17 protein-coding genes and 1 pseudogene are annotated in these 16759 nt (G+C 68.9%); 10 read left to right on the top strand and 8 right to left on the bottom strand.

All coding sequences use genetic code 11. The features are described 5' to 3' along the window. Positions 1–40: 40 nt before the first annotated feature. Positions 41–382: an oxidoreductase gene (locus BST42_RS24325; RefSeq protein WP_083121889.1), complete on the top strand. Its 342-nt coding sequence runs from the start codon at positions 41–43 to the stop codon at positions 380–382. Then, the gene (locus BST42_RS24320) at positions 382–2130 is read left to right on the top strand and encodes an SDR family oxidoreductase (RefSeq protein WP_083121947.1); all 1749 of its coding nucleotides are present in this window, start codon (positions 382–384) and stop codon (positions 2128–2130) included. The genes BST42_RS24325 and BST42_RS24320 overlap by 1 nt, the downstream gene beginning before the upstream one ends. Here BST42_RS24320 and BST42_RS24315 read toward each other — a convergent pair. Further along, positions 2127–3650 carry a leucyl aminopeptidase gene (locus BST42_RS24315; RefSeq protein ID WP_083121888.1) on the bottom strand — a complete coding sequence of 508 codons (1524 nt, stop codon included), beginning with the start codon at positions 3648–3650 and terminating at the stop codon, positions 2127–2129. The two genes, BST42_RS24320 and BST42_RS24315, sit on opposite strands and share 4 nt — an antisense overlap. A gap of 40 nt (positions 3651–3690) precedes the next feature. Here BST42_RS24315 and gcvT point away from each other — a divergent pair, with 40 nt between their 5' ends. Next, a complete protein-coding gene (gene gcvT / locus BST42_RS24310) occupies positions 3691–4794 on the top strand; it encodes a glycine cleavage system aminomethyltransferase GcvT (protein WP_083121946.1) in 1104 nt (367 codons plus the stop codon). Positions 4795–4817: 23 nt separating this feature from the next. Next, a complete protein-coding gene (locus tag BST42_RS24305) occupies positions 4818–5924 on the top strand; it encodes a branched-chain amino acid aminotransferase (RefSeq protein WP_083121945.1) in 1107 nt (368 codons plus the stop codon). On the opposite strand, the gene BST42_RS24300 is transcribed toward BST42_RS24305, so the two are convergent. From BST42_RS24300 to BST42_RS24280, 5 genes are read right to left on the bottom strand one after another with little or no spacing between them, the layout of a single operon-like run. After that, a complete protein-coding gene (locus BST42_RS24300; protein ID WP_083121887.1) occupies positions 5917–6363 on the bottom strand; it encodes a pyridoxamine 5'-phosphate oxidase family protein in 447 nt (148 codons plus the stop codon). The two genes, BST42_RS24305 and BST42_RS24300, sit on opposite strands and share 8 nt — an antisense overlap. Next, a complete protein-coding gene (locus tag BST42_RS24295) occupies positions 6353–7102 on the bottom strand; it encodes an adenosylcobinamide-GDP ribazoletransferase (protein WP_083121886.1) in 750 nt (249 codons plus the stop codon). Before BST42_RS24295 ends, BST42_RS24300 begins: the two co-directional genes overlap by 11 nt. A gap of 2 nt (positions 7103–7104) precedes the next feature. Next, positions 7105–8154: a nicotinate-nucleotide--dimethylbenzimidazole phosphoribosyltransferase gene (gene cobT / locus BST42_RS24290; protein ID WP_083121885.1), complete on the bottom strand. Its 1050-nt coding sequence runs from the start codon at positions 8152–8154 to the stop codon at positions 7105–7107. Then, positions 8154–8681: a bifunctional adenosylcobinamide kinase/adenosylcobinamide-phosphate guanylyltransferase gene (locus tag BST42_RS24285; RefSeq protein ID WP_083121884.1), complete on the bottom strand. Its 528-nt coding sequence runs from the start codon at positions 8679–8681 to the stop codon at positions 8154–8156. The genes cobT and BST42_RS24285 overlap by 1 nt, the downstream gene beginning before the upstream one ends. Before the next feature lie 13 nt (positions 8682–8694). Continuing rightward, positions 8695–9348, bottom strand: a complete 654-nt coding sequence (locus BST42_RS24280; protein WP_083121944.1) for a DUF3043 domain-containing protein — start codon at positions 9346–9348, stop codon at positions 8695–8697. Between the two features lie 23 nt (positions 9349–9371). Between BST42_RS24280 and BST42_RS24275 the strand changes: the two genes are divergently transcribed. Both BST42_RS24275 and BST42_RS24270 read left to right on the top strand, forming a co-directional pair. Then, positions 9372–10427, top strand: coding sequence for a glycerate kinase family protein (locus BST42_RS24275; RefSeq protein WP_083121883.1), 1056 nt, complete (start codon positions 9372–9374; stop codon positions 10425–10427). Between the two features lie 94 nt (positions 10428–10521). Further along, the gene (locus BST42_RS24270) at positions 10522–10887 is read left to right on the top strand and encodes a HesB/IscA family protein (protein ID WP_036344645.1); all 366 of its coding nucleotides are present in this window, start codon (positions 10522–10524) and stop codon (positions 10885–10887) included. A 31-nt stretch (positions 10888–10918) separates the two neighbouring features. Here BST42_RS24270 and BST42_RS24265 read toward each other — a convergent pair whose 3' ends face one another. Next, entirely contained in the window at positions 10919–11560 is a 642-nt protein-coding gene (locus BST42_RS24265) for an Rv0361 family membrane protein (protein WP_083121882.1), read from the bottom strand. Between the two features lie 146 nt (positions 11561–11706). On the opposite strand from BST42_RS24265, the gene BST42_RS24260 reads away from it, so the two are divergent. Beyond that, the gene (locus tag BST42_RS24260) at positions 11707–12681 is read left to right on the top strand and encodes a carbohydrate kinase family protein (protein WP_083121943.1); all 975 of its coding nucleotides are present in this window, start codon (positions 11707–11709) and stop codon (positions 12679–12681) included. Here the strand turns inward: BST42_RS24260 and asnB are convergent. After that, complete coding sequence (asnB, locus tag BST42_RS24255) at positions 12678–14609, bottom strand: asparagine synthase (glutamine-hydrolyzing) (RefSeq protein WP_083121881.1); 1932 nt, start codon at positions 14607–14609, stop codon at positions 12678–12680. The two genes, BST42_RS24260 and asnB, sit on opposite strands and share 4 nt — an antisense overlap. A gap of 103 nt (positions 14610–14712) precedes the next feature. Here asnB and ctaC point away from each other — a divergent pair, with 103 nt between their 5' ends. The 3 genes and pseudogenes from ctaC to BST42_RS24240 all read left to right on the top strand — a co-directional run. Beyond that, entirely contained in the window at positions 14713–15798 is a 1086-nt protein-coding gene (ctaC, locus tag BST42_RS24250) for an aa3-type cytochrome oxidase subunit II (protein ID WP_083121880.1), read from the top strand. A 10-nt stretch (positions 15799–15808) separates the two neighbouring features. Further along, positions 15809–16228, top strand: coding sequence for a cytochrome c oxidase subunit 4 (locus BST42_RS24245; RefSeq protein WP_083121879.1), 420 nt, complete (start codon positions 15809–15811; stop codon positions 16226–16228). 172 nt (positions 16229–16400) lie between these two features. After that, positions 16401–16759: pseudogene (locus BST42_RS24240) on the top strand (hypothetical protein); the annotation flags it as partial.

Below are 16759 nucleotides of genomic sequence, written 5' to 3'. Positions count from 1 at the left end.
ACCATCGAAGGGAAGGACCGCCGGAAGGAGTGCATCGGAGTTGGGGCTGTTCGACAGGTTCCGGGCTACGCGCCGGGCTGAATCCGGGCACGCCGCCGACCGGCGGCACTTGCACGAATGGGCCGCGCAGCGCACCGGGGTGGAGGCTTACGTCGAGCCCGAGACCAGTGTGACCCCGATGACCGTTGTGCTGGTGGCGGCGGACGGCGAATGGACCCGTCGCCCGGCCGACGGCGCGGCCGGTGCCCGCCGACTCGGTGAAGAGCTCGGAATTCCTGTCTATGACGTGCAGAAAGTCGGGTATCCGCAGCGGATGCGCGACTATGACGCTCGGCGGCGGATCGAACGTCGCCGCCAACGAGAACGAGACCTGGAGGCGTGATGACCATGCGCTATGTCGACAGCACCGAAGGAACCCGCCTCGCGGTGTACGAGGAGGGCAACCCCGACGGCCCGACGGTTGTGCTGGTCCATGGCTACCCCGACTCGCACGTGGTCTGGGACGCGGTCGTGCCGCTGCTGGCCGGAAAGTTCCGGGTGATCCGCTACGACAGCCGCGCCGCCGGGGCGTCCTCGGGGCCGAAATCGTTCACGAAATACACGATGCCCAACTTCGCCGACGACTTCGACGCCGTCGTCCGCGAGCTCGGTCCCGGCCGGCCCGTGCACGTGCTCGGTCACGACTGGGGCTCGGTCGGCATGTGGGAGTACCTCGGCAGGCCCGGCGCCGGTGACCGGGTCGCGTCGTTCACCTCGGTGTCGGGACCGAGTCTGCACCACCTGATTCGCTACGTGCGCGACGGGCTGAAGCGGCCGTACCGGCCAAAGTTGTTCGTGCGTGCGCTCTCTCAACTGCTCCATCTCTTGTACACGGGCGCGTTGTCGGTTCCGGTGCTGGCGCCCGCGGCAATGCGGCTGGGTTCCGGCCTGATGCGGGCCGGACTCACCCGCGGCATTCCGAAGGATCTCGTGCACCACGGCGGGACGTTCGCCGACGACGCCGCAAGGGGCACAAAGATCTACCGGGCCAACGCTCTGCCCGCGCTGATCCACCGTCCGCTCGACTTCTACGTCGACGTTCCTGTGCAGCTGATCGTGAACATCGACGACCCGTTCGTGCTGCCCCACGTCTACGACGACACCGCTCGGTGGGTGCCTCGGCTGTGGCGCCGCGACCTGCGCGCCAAACACTGGTCGCCGTTCACCCATCCGCAGGTGCTGGCCACCGCGGTCACCGAACTGGCCGACCACCTCGACGGCAAGCCGGCCGCCCGTGCACTGTTGCGAGCCGAAGTCGGCAGGCCCCAGAAGGAATTCGGCGACACCCTGGTCTCGGTCACCGGGGCCGGCAGCGGAATCGGCCGGGAAACCGCGCTGGCCTTCGCCCGTGACGGCGCCGAGTTGGTGATCAGCGATATCGACGAGGCCGGCCTCAAGGACACCGCGGCCACGATCGGCGCACTGGGCGGGATCGCGCACCCGTATCTGCTCGACGTCTCCGACGCCGATGCCGTCGAGCGGTTCGCCGACGAGGTGTGCGCGGCCCACGGGGTGCCCGACATCGTCGTCAACAACGCGGGCATCGGGGTGGCCGGAGCCTTCTTGGACACTCCCGCAGAGCAATTCGACCGCGTGCTGGACGTCAACCTCGGCGGCGTGGTCAACGGCTGCCGCGCCTTCGCCCGCCGGCTCGTCGAGCGCGGCACCGGCGGCCATATCGTCAACGTGGCATCGATGGCGGCCTACTCGCCGCTGAAGGGTCTCAACGCCTACTGCACGTCCAAAGCGGCGGTGTACATGTTCTCCGACTGCCTGCGCGCCGAATTGGCTGGCGCGGGAATCGGATTGACCACGATCTGCCCGGGCATCATCAACACCAACATCGTCTCGGCCACCGAGATGATCGCACCCTCCGGTAAGCGGGCCGCGGTCGCGACCCGGCGCGCGCAGCTGGAGAAGATGTTCGACCGCCGGGGTTACGGCCCGGACAAGGTGGCCAAGGCCATCGTCACCGCGGTCAAGAAGGACAAGGCGATCCGGCCGGTCACCCCCGAGGCATACCTGCTCTACGGGACGTCGAAGGTACTGCCGCAGGGGATGCGCAGCATCGCCCGCGCCGGCGTGGTCTAGCCTTTCGCGGCGATGTCCTCCAGGACGGCGAACATCGTCCGGGTCGGAACCCCGGTGCCACCCTTGGGCGTATAGCCCCACGGGCCGGAGGTGTTGTACGCAGGCCCGGCGATGTCGATGTGCGCCCACTGCACGCCGTCGGCGACGAACTCGCGCAGGTACACCCCGGCCACCAGCATGCCTGCGAAGCGCTGCGAGCTGACGTTCGCCAGATCGGCGACAGTCGACTTCAAATCGTCCTTCAGCTCGTCGGGCAACGGCATGGGCCAGGCGTTCTCGCCCTCGGCCTGCGAGATCCGGGCCACCCGGTCGCGGAACTCGTCGCTGCCCATCACGCCCGGGGTGCGGCCACCCAGTGCGACGGTCTGCGCGCCGGTCAGCGTCGAGGTCTCGATCAGGTAGTCGGGCTCGTCCTCGCAGGCCCGCACGATCGCGTCGGCCAGGATGAGCCGGCCCTCGGCGTCGGTGTTGAGCACCTCGACGGTGATGCCGCCGTACTGGGTCAGCACGTCGCCGGGGCGCTGTGCGGTCGACGACGGCATGTTCTCCGCCATCGGCACGGTCGCGATCACGTCGATCGGCAGGCCCTGTTTGGCGGCCAGCACGACCGTGGCGATCACCGCCGCGGCCCCGCCCATGTCGGAGGTCATGTGGTGCATAGACGCGGCCGGCTTGATGGAGATGCCGCCGGTGTCGAAGGTGATGCCCTTGCCGACCAGGGCGACGGTCTTACCGCCCTTGCCCTTGGCGCCGCGGTAGGCCAGCCGCACCAGCCGCGGCGGGCGCGACGATCCCTTGCCCACCCCGATGATGCCGCCGTAACCGGCCTTGGCCAGTGCCTTCTCGTCGAGCACCTCGACCTTCAATCCGGCGGATTCACCCAAAGCCTCTGCGCGCTTGGCGAATTCACCCGGGAACAGGTGGCTGGGCGGGGTGTTGACGAAATCGCGTGCGGTGGCGACCGCGGTGGCGATCGCGGTGGCCCTGGCGGCGTCCTTCTTGGCGCCGGCCGCGGTGCTCAGCGCGATGATCTTGCTCAGCGCCGATTCCTTCGGCGCGGTCTTCGCGCTGCGGAACTCGGTGAACCGGTAGCTGCCCAGGATCAGGCCCTCGATCGCGGCCTCCAGGTGCAGCTCGGTCAGCGTGGTGATGACGGTGTCGACCCCGGTCAGCGAGCGGGCCGCCACGCCGGCCGCGCGCCGGATGACGTCGGCCGGCCACTCGTCGCGCGGCGCGCCGAGCCCGACGGCCAGCACGCTGCCGACCACGAGCGACGGCACGTGCAGGCGGGTGACCTGCTCGGCGCCGCCCTTGGCACCCAGCGCGCGCAGGCCGACCTGGATTTCGCCGATCGCCTCGGCGTCGAGGAACGGCCCGCCGACGACGGTCGGTCCGGCGTCGCCGGCTTCCCCTCCCAGGCCGGTGACGACCGGAACGATCAGCACGGCCGACTGTGCGCGCTTGGGCAGCGAGGTCGCGACGGTGATGGTGGGGGCGGCGTATCCAGGTTCGGTGCTCACGAGGATTCACAGTAGACGCGGGGCACTAGTGTTGTTGGCCGTGACCGACACAACGGATCTGTTGCTTGGACCGCTCGACAGCCAGCACCGCGAGCTTGGTGCCACCTTCGCGCCGTTCGGCGGCTGGCTGATGCCGGTGTCCTACGCCGGCACGGTCGGTGAGCACACCGCCACCCGAGAGGCCGTCGGCCTCTTCGACGTCAGCCACCTGGGCAAGGCGCTGGTGGTCGGCCCGGGCGCGGCGGAGTTCATCAACTCCACGCTCACCAACGACCTGCGCCGGATCGGTCCCGGCAAGGCGCAGTACACCCTGTGCTGCACACCGCAGGGCGGGGTGATCGACGACCTGATCGCCTACTACGTCAGCGACGACGAGATCTTCCTGGTGCCCAACGCCGCCAACACCGCAGCTGTCGTCGCGGCGCTGCAAGCGGCTGCGCCAGAGGGTATTTCGATCACAGATCAGCACCGCTCGTACGCCGTGCTGGCCGTCCAGGGCCCCCGATCCGCCGACGTGCTCGCCGCGCTGGGTCTGCCCACCGACATGGACTACATGGGCTACGCCGACGCCACGTACTCCGGTGTGCCGGTACGGGTATGCCGCACCGGATACACCGGCGAGCATGGCTACGAGCTGCTGCCGCCGTGGGACTCCGCACCCGTGGTGTTCGACGCGCTCGTCGCCGAGGTGCAGTCCGCAGGCGGACAACTCGCCGGCCTGGGTGCCCGCGACACGCTGCGCACCGAGATGGGCTACCCGCTGCACGGTCACGAGCTGTCACTGGACATTTCGCCGCTGCAGGCCCGCTGCGGCTGGGCGATCGGCTGGAAGAAGGACGCGTTCTTCGGCCGCGACGCCCTGCTGGCCGAGAAGGAGGCCGGCCCGCGCCGGCTGCTGCGCGGCCTGCGCGCCACCGGCCGCGGCGTTCTGCGCCCCGACCTGACCGTGCTCAACGGCGCAGAGCCGGTGGGAGTCACGACGTCGGGCACGTTCTCGCCGTCGCTGAAAGTCGGTATCGCCCTTGCCCTGATCGACACCGAGGCCGGGATCGACGACGGCGCGCTGGTCACCGTCGACGTGCGCGGTCGCCAGTTGGAGTGCGAAGTGGTCAAACCGCCGTTCGTCGAGGTCAAAACTCGCTAGTGGCCCCGGTCTACAATCGCGGTATGACCAACGGCCCCCTCGAGTTCACGGTTGAGCGCAACGCGAATCCGGCGACCGACGAGGTACGGGCTCAGATTCTGGCCGATCCTGGCTTCGGGCGTTTCCACACCGACCACATGGTGTCGGTGCTCTATACCGACGAACTGGGTTGGCACGACGCCCGCGTGGTGCCCTACGGCCCGATCGAGCTGGACCCGTCGGCCATCGTCCTGCACTACGCGCAGGAGATCTTCGAAGGGCTCAAGGCCTACCGGTGGGCGGACGGTTCGATCGTGTCGTTCCGTCCCGAGGCCAACGCGGGTCGGCTGCGCGCCTCGGCTCGCCGGCTCGCCATCCCCGAGCTGCCCGAGGAGCTCTTCGTCGAATCGCTGCGCCAGCTGATCGCCGTCGACGGCCAGTGGGTTCCGCCCGCCGGTGGCGAGGCGTCGCTCTATCTGCGGCCCTTCGTGATCGCCACCGAGCCGGGCCTGGGCGTGCGGCCCGCCTCCGAATACCGCTACCTGGTGATCGCCTCGCCGGCCGGCGCCTACTTCAAGGGCGGGATCAAGCCGGTCAGCGTCTGGCTGTCCACCGAATACGTGCGGGCCAGCCCGGGCGGCACCGGCGCGGCGAAGTTCGGCGGCAACTATGCCGCCTCGCTGCTGGCGCAGGCCGAGGCCGCCGAGCACGGGTGCGATCAGGTGGTGTGGCTCGATGCGATCGAACGCCGCTACATCGAGGAGATGGGCGGGATGAACCTGTTCTTCGTCTTCGGCAGTGGCGGGTCGGCGCGGCTGGTCACGCCGGAACTGTCCGGCTCACTGTTGCCGGGCATCACGCGCGATTCGCTGCTGCAACTGGCCAGTGACGCCGGGTTCGCCGTCGAGGAACGCAAGATCGACGTCGAGGAGTGGCGCAAGGGCGTGGCCGCGGGGGAGATCACCGAGGTGTTCGCCTGCGGTACGGCCGCGGTGATCACCCCGGTCTCGCACGTGAAGTTCGGTGACGGCGAGTTCACCATCGCCGACGGACAACCGGGCGAGGTGACGATGGCGCTGCGGGACACCCTCACCGGCATCCAGCGCGGCACCTTCGCCGACACGCACGGCTGGATGGCACTGCTCAGCTAGGCCGGCGGGCATCGACTCGCTCGAATCGACCGGTCTTGGCGCCCAACCTGATCCGATACACCGAGCCTCGGCGCAGACTTGAGTGGTCAGGCGGAGGCTGCCCCTCGGGCAAGGTCAGCAGCGGCATGATCCGCTCTACGAGCAGGGCCAAGCCGGCGTCCCAGTCCGGCCCCTGGCACTCCTCGAAGATTCCCCACGCGATCACGCTGCGCCAGTTCGACAAGTCGTCGACCTGCTCCACCTCCACGCAGACCTGCGGATGGGTGCGCATCGCGCGCAGCTTGGCGCCGTCCATGGCGTGGCCGTATACGTAGGTGCCGTCATAGACATAGGTGACGGGAACGACGTACACCTGCCCGTCACTGATGCAGCCGAGCCGCGCGATCACCTCGGCGTGCAATATCTCCTCGATCTGCCGATCGTCGAGCTCACCAAGCATGGATGACCAATCCCATAGCCGTCAGCGTCGTTGTCAGCTCGATCACCGCACCAAGCAGATCTCCGGTGATACCACCGAATCGGCGCACGCAGTGCGTCGTCAGAGCAATCGAGGCGGCCAGCGCCGCCAGCACGACGACCGGTCCCTGCCAGGGCCGGGCTGTCGCCAGCGTGGCCAGCCCGGCGGCCACGAGTGCCCAGCCGAGCACGATCCCCAGCGGCTGAGTGCCTGCGACCTGTCCGCCCAGCGAGCTGCCGCTCGCCGCGGGCACGCCACGCCGGCAGGCCAGCACCGCGGCCACCCGTCCGGTGACCACCGCGGTCGCAACCGCGACCGCACCCGTCCAGCCCGACGGGACCGCGGCGAACGCCAGGGCCTGGGCGGCCACGACGACGACGACAGCCGCCACCCCGAACGGCCCGGCCGTGCCGTCGCGCATGACCTGCAGCGCGCGCTCGGGCGGTCCGTAACAACCCAGCGCGTCCACGGTGTCGGAGAGGCCGTCGATGTGCAGACCGCGAGTGATGAGCAGCAACGCGGCAACGGTGAGCAACCCGGACAGCGCATGGTGCGCGCCGAACGCCCAGTCAGCGGCCCACAGGACCGCGGCAGCGCCTGCACCCAACATCGCCCCGACCACCGGCAGCGCCGCCATCGTCGACCGGCCGAACGCGCCTGCCCGCAGCGGAACCGGCACCACCGTCCCGAAGGCGAAAGCGCCTGCCAGCGAACGGAACACGGTCAGTCCGCGGCGCGATCGGAGACGCCGGCGTCGGAAAAGGTGGCCATCGACGTCAGCGTCGCGACAGCTGCCCGCAGCACCGGCAGGGCCACCGCCGCGCCGGTGCCCTCGCCGAGGCGCAGGCCGAGGTCGATGATCGGGGCCAACTCCAGGTGGGCCAGCGCCAGCGTGTGCGCAGGCTCGGTCGACCGGTGCCCCGCCTGCCACCAGGCCCGCGCGCCGGGGGCCATCCGGTCGGCGACCAGAGCCGCCGCCGTCACCACGACACCGTCGAGGAGCAGCGGTGTGCGTCGTACCGCGGCCTGCGCACAGAAGCCGGCCATCGCCGCCAGATCAGCACCGCCGCAGGTGCGCAGCAGCCCGACCGGGTCGGGCCGGAACTGGCGACCGCGGAACATGGCGTCGCGCACCGCGGCGACTTTGCGCGACCATGCCGCGTCGTCGATGCCGGTGCCGCGACCCACCACCGCCACCGGCTCGGTGTCGGTGAGCGTGGCGATCAATGCCGTTGCCGCCGTGGTGTTTCCGATACCCATGTCGCCCGCGATCAGCAGGTCGGCGCCGGCGTCCACCTCGTCGTCGGCGAGCCGGCGGCCGGCCTCCAGCGCGGCCACCACCTCGTCGGCGCTCAGCGCGTCCTCGACCGCGATGTTGCCGCTGGAGCGGCGGACCTTGTGCGTGCCGACCTCGTCGCTCAACGGCTGCTCGCAGTCCACCGCGATGTCGACGACCCGCACCGATGCACCTGCCACACCGGACAGCACATTGATCGCCGCGCCGCCGGCATCGATGTTGGCCACCATCTGCGCGGTGACCTCCGGCGGGTACGCCGACACCCCGGTCCGGGCGACACCGTGGTCGCCGGCGAACACCACCACGCGCGCGCGCTCGAATTGCCTTGGGGGACAAGCTCCCTGGCACCCCGACACCCAGATCGAGAGGTCCTCCAGGCGGCCCAGTGCGCCCGTCGGTTTGGTGAGGATGTCCTGGCGGCGCTTGGCCGCCGCGGCGGCACGGGAATCTGGCGGGGAGACCGCGGGGAAATCCATCAGCTCAGCGCTTTCGTCGATTTGACCCAGACCGGCAATCCCGCAACCACCAGGACCACCTGTTCACAGCACTGGGCGAGTTTTTGGTTGAGTGTGCCGAGTTCGTCTGTGAAGCGCCTGCCGGACGCCGTCGCCGCCACCACCGTCAGCCCCACCTCGGGGCTGACCAACGCCAGCCGCCCGGTGAACGTCTCGACCGCGCCGACCAGCTCGTCGACGTCGGATGTCACCGAGCCGCCGGCCCAGCCCCGACGGTCGATGGTGGCCGTCAGCCAGGTGCCCAGATCGTCGACCAGCGTCGCAGTGCCCGGATCGTCGCGCAGAACGGCTGTCACATCGGCGGTTTCGACGGTGCGCCAGGAGTCCGGCCGGCGCTCGCGGTGCGCGGCCACCCGGCGAGCCCAGGACGGATCGGAGTCGGCGACCGCACCGGTCGCGACATAGCGCACCTCGGATTCGTCGGCCAACGCGGATTCGGCCCAGCTCGACTTACCCGACCTGATTCCGCCGAGCACCAGGGTGCGCACCGCCTGGCTGGACTCAGACAACCTTGGCGCCGCGCTCGACCTGCGGTCGCGGCGCGCGCATGCGGCGAATTTGGGAAGCCCGGCCCGCCGCGTACATCCCGAGCTTGAAGGCGCCTTCGTCGTTGTCCGGGAACTTGGCGTCGACGGCCTTCTTGACCTTGCGGCCCAACAAGACTCCGTCGATCGCCATGACCGCCATCAAAACCAGCATCGCGGGGGAGATGAACAACTGGACCTGCGGCACCGCCAGCATCACGAAGATCAGGCCCAGCGCGGACGGCATGAACAGCCCCAGCACATTGCGCCGCGCGTCGACGATGTCGCGCACGTAGCGGCGCACCGGACCCTGGTCGCGGGCCAGCAGGTAGGCCTCGTCGCCGGCCATCATCCGCTCACGCCGATCGTTCATGGCCGTGCGGCGCTGATTCTTCTCGGCGCGGCGCTCCTCTTTGGTGAGAGTGGCGCGCATCTCCTTGCGGCGCTTGCGCGCCTCAGCGGTGGTCATCGGTGCGGGGGCGACCGGTCCGCGGCGCTTGGCCGTTGCACTGCGCTTCGGGGTCGGCTTGCCCTTGGGCGCGGTGGTGCCGGCCACCACGGCAGCCTCGTCGACCTCGACCGGTTCGGCCTTGGCGGCACCTTCATCGTTCTTGCGGCCCAGCAGCTTCACGCCTGCCAGGTTACCCTGCACGAATGCGGGTGCTGATCGCGCCGGACTGCTACGGCGACAGCCTGACCGCCGTCGAAGCCGCCCAGTCCATCGCCGCCGGGTGGCGTGCTGCCAGACCCTCCGACGAACTCGTCCTGGCGCCCCAATCCGACGGCGGCCCCGGCTTCGTCGGCGTGCTGGCCGGCAGGCTCGGCGAGGTTCGTCACACCCGGGTATCCGGTCCGCTGGATGATCACGTCGACGCCGACTGGGTCGACGATCGCGCCGCGTCGGCCGCCTACATCGAATGCGCCCAGGCCTGCGGCCTGACGCTGCTCCCCGGTCCGCCCACCCCGGCCAGTGCCCTCGCTGCCCACAGCCGCGGGGTCGGCGAGCTGATCGACGCCGCACTACAGGCCGGTGCCGAGACGATCATCGTCGGCCTGGGCGGCAGCTGCTGCACCGATGGCGGCCGCGGGATGATCGAGGCGCTGGGCGGACCGGAGCAGGCCAAGGCGAAGCTGGCGCACGTCGACCTGATCGCCGCCACCGACGTGGAGCACCCGCTGCTTGGGCCGATGGGTGCGGCGCGGGTCTTCGGCCCCCAGAAAGGCGCCGACGCGGCCACCGTCGAGATCCTCGAGGAGCGCATGACGGCGTGGGCTGCCACGCTCGACGCACTGGCAGGGACGACGATCAGCCCGCTGCCCGGCGCCGGCGCGGCCGGGGGACTGGGGGCCGCGTTGCTGGCCCTGGGCGCACGCCGCGAATCCGGAGCGGCCGTCATCGCCGAGCACACCGGGCTGGCCGACGACGTCGCGGCCGCCGAGGTGATCGTCACCGGGGAAGGGCGCTTCGACGACCAATCACTGCACGGGAAGGTGGTCAGTGCTCTCGCCGGCGGCGCGCGGGCCCGCGGTGTGCCGGTGATCGTGCTGGCGGGCCAGGTCACCCTGCCGCCCGCGGATCTGGCCGCGGCGGGCATCACCGCGGCGCACGCCATCGCCGACTACGCCGGGTCGGTGCAGGTCGCCATCGACGACGCCGCCGCTCAACTCACCGGGCTGGCCCGCCAGACCGCCGCAGGCCTGGTCGGCTGAGGACGGCCCCATCGACTCGGGAATAGCGCCCGGACAAGGTACCGTTGACGAAGTGGGTAAAGCCCGCAAAGACATCTGCTTTTAGGGAGACGCAATGACTGTTTCCGATCAGTCGACCGAGACCACGACCGAGACCCACGGCGCGATTCTGACCGACGCTGCGGCCGCCAAGGCCAAGTCGCTGTTGGACCAGGAAGGCCGCGACGACCTGGCGCTGCGGATCGCCGTTCAGCCCGGTGGCTGCGCCGGCCTGCGCTACAACCTCTTCTTCGACGACCGCACCCTCGACGGTGACCTGGTCAGCGAGTTCGGCGGCGTCAATCTGACCGTCGACCGGATGAGTGCCCCCTACATCCAGGGCGCGACCATCGACTTCGTCGACACCATCGAGAAGCAGGGCTTCACGATCGACAACCCGAACGCCACCGGCTCCTGCGCCTGCGGCGATTCGTTCAACTGATCAACGCTCTGACCGTAACGGCCGTCCAGTCTCAGTACTGGGCGGCCGTTCGCAGTAGATACGAGCACACCAGCAGCTGGTTGCCCTGGCGGAGCAGCTGAGCCACGCCCTGCTCCTCGCCGCGGCTGCCGCGACTCCCGGACGACGCCACCTTCATGGTGAACAGCACCTGAGCCTGATGCGACGACCACGGGACGATCGCATCGATCGAGGAGACCTCGGCGCCGGCGAACTGCCTGCGAAACGCGTCGCTGGCCAGCTTGGCCAGGGCCAGGTCGGACTTGCGGTCCTTCACCCCGTCGTACATGCCGCAGAGGTTGTTGCGCGCGATGGTTTCGGTGTCGCCCTTGGACAGTGCTGTCAGGTAGCTCGTGATCGAGGACTTGGCCCCCGCCTCGGTGAAGCCGCCCGCTGCCGGGGTGGACTCCCCGGTGCGGATCGTCAGGACCGCGGCCACGACGCCGGCCACGACCACCACGGTCAGCAAGCCAAGCCACAGTGCCGTACGGCGCTTGCGTGGCGCGGGCGGGTAGGCCACCGGCGGCGGCAGGGCGCCGGGGTAGACGCCGGGATAGGGCACCGGCGGCATCGCGCCGGGCGGGCCGAACGGCTGCTCCGGGTACGGCTCGCCCTCGGCCCCGGCCTGCTGATGCGGCGGAATCGGGCCAGCCATCGATAAGTCTCCTGCGGTCGGTGGAGGCCAAAACTTCAAGCACCCGCCGCGGCGGGGCCGATGCCGGGCCATATAGTCGGCTCTTGTACGCAGGCTAGCGCACGTCTGGGCGCTAGTCCCATTAGCGAATGAAGGGCGGGCACAACGTGGCGATCGCGGTGACCGGATCCATTGCCACCGACCACCTGATGCGGTTTCCCGGGCGGTTCTCCGAACAACTTCTCGCCGAGCATCTGCAGAAGGTTTCGCTGAGCTTCCTGGTCGACGACCTGGTGGTCCACCGCGGCGGTGTCGCGGGCAACATGGCCTACGCGATGGGATTGCTGGGCGGCAACCCGGTCCTGGTGGGTGCCGTCGGCTCGGACTTCGACGAGTACCGGCAGTGGCTGGAAGCCCACGGCGTGGACACCTCAGGGGTGCTGGTGTCGAAGACCGCCTACACCGCCCGGTTCGTCTGCACCACCGACGAGGACATGGCCCAGATCGCGTCGTTCTACCCCGGCGCGATGTCGGAAGCCCGCGACATCAAGCTCGCCGACCTCGTAGAGCGAAGCGGCGCACCGGAATTGGTGATCATCGGAGCCAACGACCCGGAGGCGATGTTCCTGCACACCGAAGAGTGCCGCGCGCTGGGTCTGGCGTTCGCCGCCGACCCCAGCCAGCAGTTGGCCCGGCTCTCCGGTGAAGAGATCCGCCGGCTCATCGACGGCGCCACCTACCTGTTCACCAACGACTACGAGTGGGACCTGCTGCTGCAGAAATCCGGCTGGTCCGAAGCCGAAGTGATGAACCAGATTCAGCTGCGTGTCACCACGCTCGGCCCCAACGGCGTCGACCTCGTCGGCCGCGACGGCACCTTCATCCACGTCGACGTCGTTCCCGAGACCCAGAAGGACGATCCGACCGGCATCGGCGACGCCTTCCGCGCCGGGTTCCTCACCGGCCGCGGGGCCGGCTTGAGCCTGGAACGCGCCGCGCAACTCGCCTCGATGGTCGCCACGCTGGTGCTGGAAGCGCCCGGCCCGCAGGAGTGGACGTGGGACCGCGACGCCGCGATCGCGCGCATCAAGGGCGCCTACGGCCCGGAAGCCGCCGACGAGATTGCCGCTGCGCTGGGTTAAAGCTGCACCGGGTAGTGGGGTTCGCCGATCACCGGCACCACGGCATGCTCGACGAAGATCGCGTGCCACAGCATGAAGATCAGCACCGTCCACAGTCGCCGGCTGTGATCGCCCTCGCCGGCCCGGTGCGCGTCGAGCATGGCGCGGACGGCGGTGCGGTCCACCAGATGACCGGCCTGGGAGGCGTCGATCATCCCGTACGCCCAGTCCATCAACTCGCCGGACCGCAGCCAGTGCCGGATCGGCACCGGGAAGCCCAGTTTGGCGCGGTTGAGCACATGCGCGGGCACGATCGGCTCCAGCGCGCGGCGCAGCGCGTACTTGGTGGTGGTGCGGGTGATCTTCTGGTCGAACGGCAGCCGGGAGGCGACCGCGAACACCTCGGGGTCCAGGAACGGCACCCGCAGCTCCAGCGAGTTGGCCATCGTCATCTTGTCGGCTTTGACCAGGATGTCGCCGCGTAGCCAGGTGAATAGATCGATGTGCTGCATGCGGGCGACCGGATCCCAGGCCTGCGACTCGGCGTAGATCGGGGCGGTGACGTCGGTGTGCGTCCAGTCCGGGCGGAAGCTGGGCAGCACAGCGCGCAGTTGCTCGTCGGAGAAGCTTCGGGCGTTGCCGTAATAACGCTCCTCCAGCGTCAGCGAGCCCCGGTGCAGCAGACTCTTGCCTCGCATACCGTCCGGCAGCGGCTTCGACGCCCGGCCCAGTGACTTGCGGACCGGCCGGGGGAGATAGTCGAAAGGCTTGAGCGACAACGGTTCCCGGTAGATCGTGTAGCCGCCGAAGAGTTCGTCGGCACCCTCGCCGCTCAATACCACTTTCACGTGCTTGCGCGCCTCGCGGGCGATGAAGAACAACGGCACCAGGGCCGGGTCGGCCACGGGTTCGTCGAGATACCAGACGATTTCGGGCAGCGCGGCCACGAACTCGGCCTGGCTGACCACCTTGGCGACGTGCCGCGCGCCGATCGCCTCGGCCGAGGCCACCGCGACGTCGACCTCGGAGAAGCCTTCGCGTTCGAAGCCGGTGGTGAAGGTGATCAGGCGCGGGTTGTGCCGGATCGCCAACGCGGCGATGGCGGTCGAGTCGATACCGCCGGACAGGAACGCCCCGACCGTCACATCGGCGCGCATGTGCTTGGCGACCGAGTCCTCCAGGACCGCGGTGATCTCGTCGTAGCGGGCCTGCTCACTGCCTGCCGTGAACGCAGCGGCAGTGAACCGCGGCACGAAGTAGCGGCTCACCCGCGGCTGCTCTCCTGGGCGGATGACCGCGTAACAGCCCGACTCCAGCCGGCGCACCCCGCGGTGTAGCGTCTCGGGCTCGGGGACGTACTGCAACACCGTGTAGTGCTGGACCGCGCGCACGTCCAGCCCCTCATCGAACCCGATCTCGGCGGCCAGCCCGAGCAGACACTTCTTCTCACTGGCGACCGCGGTGCCCGCCGGCCCCGTCGCCATGAACAGCGGCTTGATGCCGAAGGGATCGCGGGCGCAGAACAGCTCGCGGTTCTTGGTGTCCCACAGCGCGAACGCGAACATGCCGCGAAGCCGACCAAGCGCCTCGGTACCCCAATGGTGATACGCCGCCACGATCGCCTCACCGTCACCGTCGGTGGCGAAGACGGCACCGAATTCGGAACTCAGCGCCTCACGCAGCTCGAGGTAGTTGTAGATCTCGCCGTTGAACACCAACACGTAGCGGTCGGGTTCTGCGGGCGGACCCCAGCGCAGCGGCTGGTGGGAGTGGGCGATGTCGATGATCGACAGCCGGTTGAAGCCCAGCACAACCTGATCATCGGACCACGTGCCCGGTTCGTCGGGACCCCGGTGGCGCATCAGGTGCGACGCGCCCGCCACCGCCTCGACGCTTGCCTCGGTGACCGGGCTTGCAGGGTCCGTAACCAGGGCAAGCAGTCCACACACCGGCCCCAGTATGCCGTAACTCGCGGATGTGTCGGGCTGGGTGTTCGGGCGTGGTCTACGCTGCGTAGTATTCGATGCGCGGAAAGTTCCCGCGACGACGAAAATGCGGTGTGGGCCCCAGTCCCCAGTATCAGGAGGCGCCAACGTGAAGACCCGCGGTTCCCGGTTCCGGGTGCTGGCGCTAGCCGTCACCTTTGGTGCGCTGGCGCTGACCCTCAGCGGGTGCAGCTGGCAAGAAGTGTTCGGTCTGGGCTGGCCCAAGGGCATCACCCCGGAGGCGCACACCAACCGCGACCTCTGGGTCTGGTCGGTCATCAGCGCCTTCGTCGTCGGCATCATCGTGTGGGGTCTGACCTTCTGGGCGATGGCGTTCCATCGCAAGAAGAAGAACACCCCCGACGACGCGCCGCTGCCGCGCCAGTTCGGCTACAACATGCCGCTGGAACTCGTGCTCACGGTCATCCCGTTCCTGATCATCTCGGTGCTCTTCTACTTCACCGTCGTGGTGCAGGAGAAGATGATGCACCGCGATCCCAACCCTGAGGTCGTCATCGACGTCACCGCCTTCCAGTGGAACTGGAAGTTCGGCTACCAGAAGGTCGACTTCAAGGACGGCACGCTCGACTACGACGGTGCCGACCCGGCCCGCAAGGCCGCGATGGTCTCCAAGCCCGAAGGCAAGGACGAGCACGGCGAGGAGCGGGTCGGCGCGGTCCGCGGCCTCAACCCCCAGGACCGCACCTACCTGAACTTCGACAAGGTCGAGACCGAGGGCACCAGCAACGAGATCCCGGTGCTCGTGCTGCCTGCCGGCAAGCGGATCGAATTCCAGGTCGCCTCGGCCGACGTCATCCACTCGTTCTGGGTGCCGGAGTTCCTGTTCAAGCGTGACGTCTTCCCGAACCCGGAAGCCAACCACACCGAGAACAAGTTCCAGATCTCCGAGATCACCGAGACCGGAGCGTTCGTCGGGCGCTGCGCCGAAATGTGCGGCACGTACCACTCGATGATGAACTTCGAGGTCAGGGTGGTCTCGCCGAACGACTTCAAGGCCTATCTGCAGCAACGCATCGCGGGCAAGACCAACGCCGAGGCGCTGCAGTCGATCAACCAGCCACCGTTGGCGACCACCACGCACCCGTTCGACACCCGTCGGGGGCAGCAAGTGATCCCGCAGGCGAGCAAGTAGGGGACCGCAGATGCATATTGAAGCCCGGCTCTTCGAAATCCTGACCGCGTTCTTCGTCCTCGCCGCGGTCGTCTACGGCGTGCTGACCGCGATCTTCCAGTACGGCGGCATCGAGTGGGCGGGCACCACCGCGCTGGTGCTCACCGCAGGCCTGTCATTGATCACCGGGACTTTCTTCCGGTTCGTGGCCCGCCGCCTCGACACCCGTCCTGAGGATTACGAGGACGCCGAAATCAGCGATGGCGCAGGGGAGTTGGGCTTCTACGCGCCGCACAGCTGGTGGCCGATCCTGATCGCGCTGGCGTTCTCGACCGCCGCCGTCGGTGCCGCGCTGTGGCTGCCGTGGCTGATCGCGGCCGGTGTGGTCTTCGTGATCGCCGCCGTGTGCGGTCTGGTGTTCGAGTACTACATCGGCCCCGAGAAGCACTGAGCCTGCGCGAAGGTCACAATCGAGACATCACTTGGCTCTTCAGGCGCGCTGCGTCGTATCCGGCCCGGCGGTTGGGTAGGGTTTTGCCAGGGCAACGGGAGCCGTCGGCGCGCTATGTGTCAATCCTTGGCCCGCGTGCCGCGGTGATGTAGTCGAAAGAGGACAGGCGAGCATGAGCGGGCCGAATCCGCCGGATGAGGAGTCGGGCGAGGTGGGTGAGACACCCACCGGTACAGGCTTTGAGGCCTATTCTGCGCCGGAGTCCGAGCAGTACACGGCGGGCCCGTTCATTGCGCCGGATCCCGCGCTGTACGACTACGACAGCTACGAGGCGGGTACCGAATACATCGAAGATCCGCAGCCGCCGAAGTGGCCGTGGGTCGTCGGGATCACCGCCATCGTGGCCGCCATCGCCTTGGTGGTGTCGGTCTCGCTGCTGGTGACCAGCACCGACACCAACAAGCTGGCGACTCCGGCGACGACGACCGTCAAGCCGCCGCCGGTCCAGGACGAGATCACCACCACCACGCC

The sequence above is a fragment of the Mycolicibacterium rhodesiae genome, assembly GCF_002086695.1.
GTDB classification, from domain to species: Bacteria; Actinomycetota; Actinomycetes; order Mycobacteriales; family Mycobacteriaceae; genus Mycobacterium; species Mycobacterium rhodesiae.
This window is presented reverse-complemented; position numbering and strand designations above follow the sequence as displayed.

Bases quoted from the DNA above. Each gene is read 5' to 3' on its own strand.
- BST42_RS24275 (WP_083121883.1), top strand. From the start codon at position 9,372: ATGCGGGTGCTGATCGCGCCGGACTGCTACGGCGACAGCCTGACCGCC.
- BST42_RS24300 (WP_083121887.1), bottom strand. From the start codon at position 6,363: ATGCTTGGTGAGCTCGACGATCGGCAGATCGAGGAGATATTGCACGCC.
- BST42_RS24270 (WP_036344645.1), top strand. From the start codon at position 10,522: ATGACTGTTTCCGATCAGTCGACCGAGACCACGACCGAGACCCACGGC.
- BST42_RS24305 (WP_083121945.1), top strand. From the start codon at position 4,818: ATGACCAACGGCCCCCTCGAGTTCACGGTTGAGCGCAACGCGAATCCG.
- BST42_RS24245 (WP_083121879.1), top strand. From the start codon at position 15,809: ATGCATATTGAAGCCCGGCTCTTCGAAATCCTGACCGCGTTCTTCGTC.
- ctaC (WP_083121880.1), top strand. From the start codon at position 14,713: ATGCGGTGTGGGCCCCAGTCCCCAGTATCAGGAGGCGCCAACGTGAAG.
- BST42_RS24320 (WP_083121947.1), top strand. From the start codon at position 382: ATGACCATGCGCTATGTCGACAGCACCGAAGGAACCCGCCTCGCGGTG.
- BST42_RS24265 (WP_083121882.1), bottom strand. From the start codon at position 11,560: ATGGCTGGCCCGATTCCGCCGCATCAGCAGGCCGGGGCCGAGGGCGAG.
- cobT (WP_083121885.1), bottom strand. From the start codon at position 8,154: ATGGATTTCCCCGCGGTCTCCCCGCCAGATTCCCGTGCCGCCGCGGCG.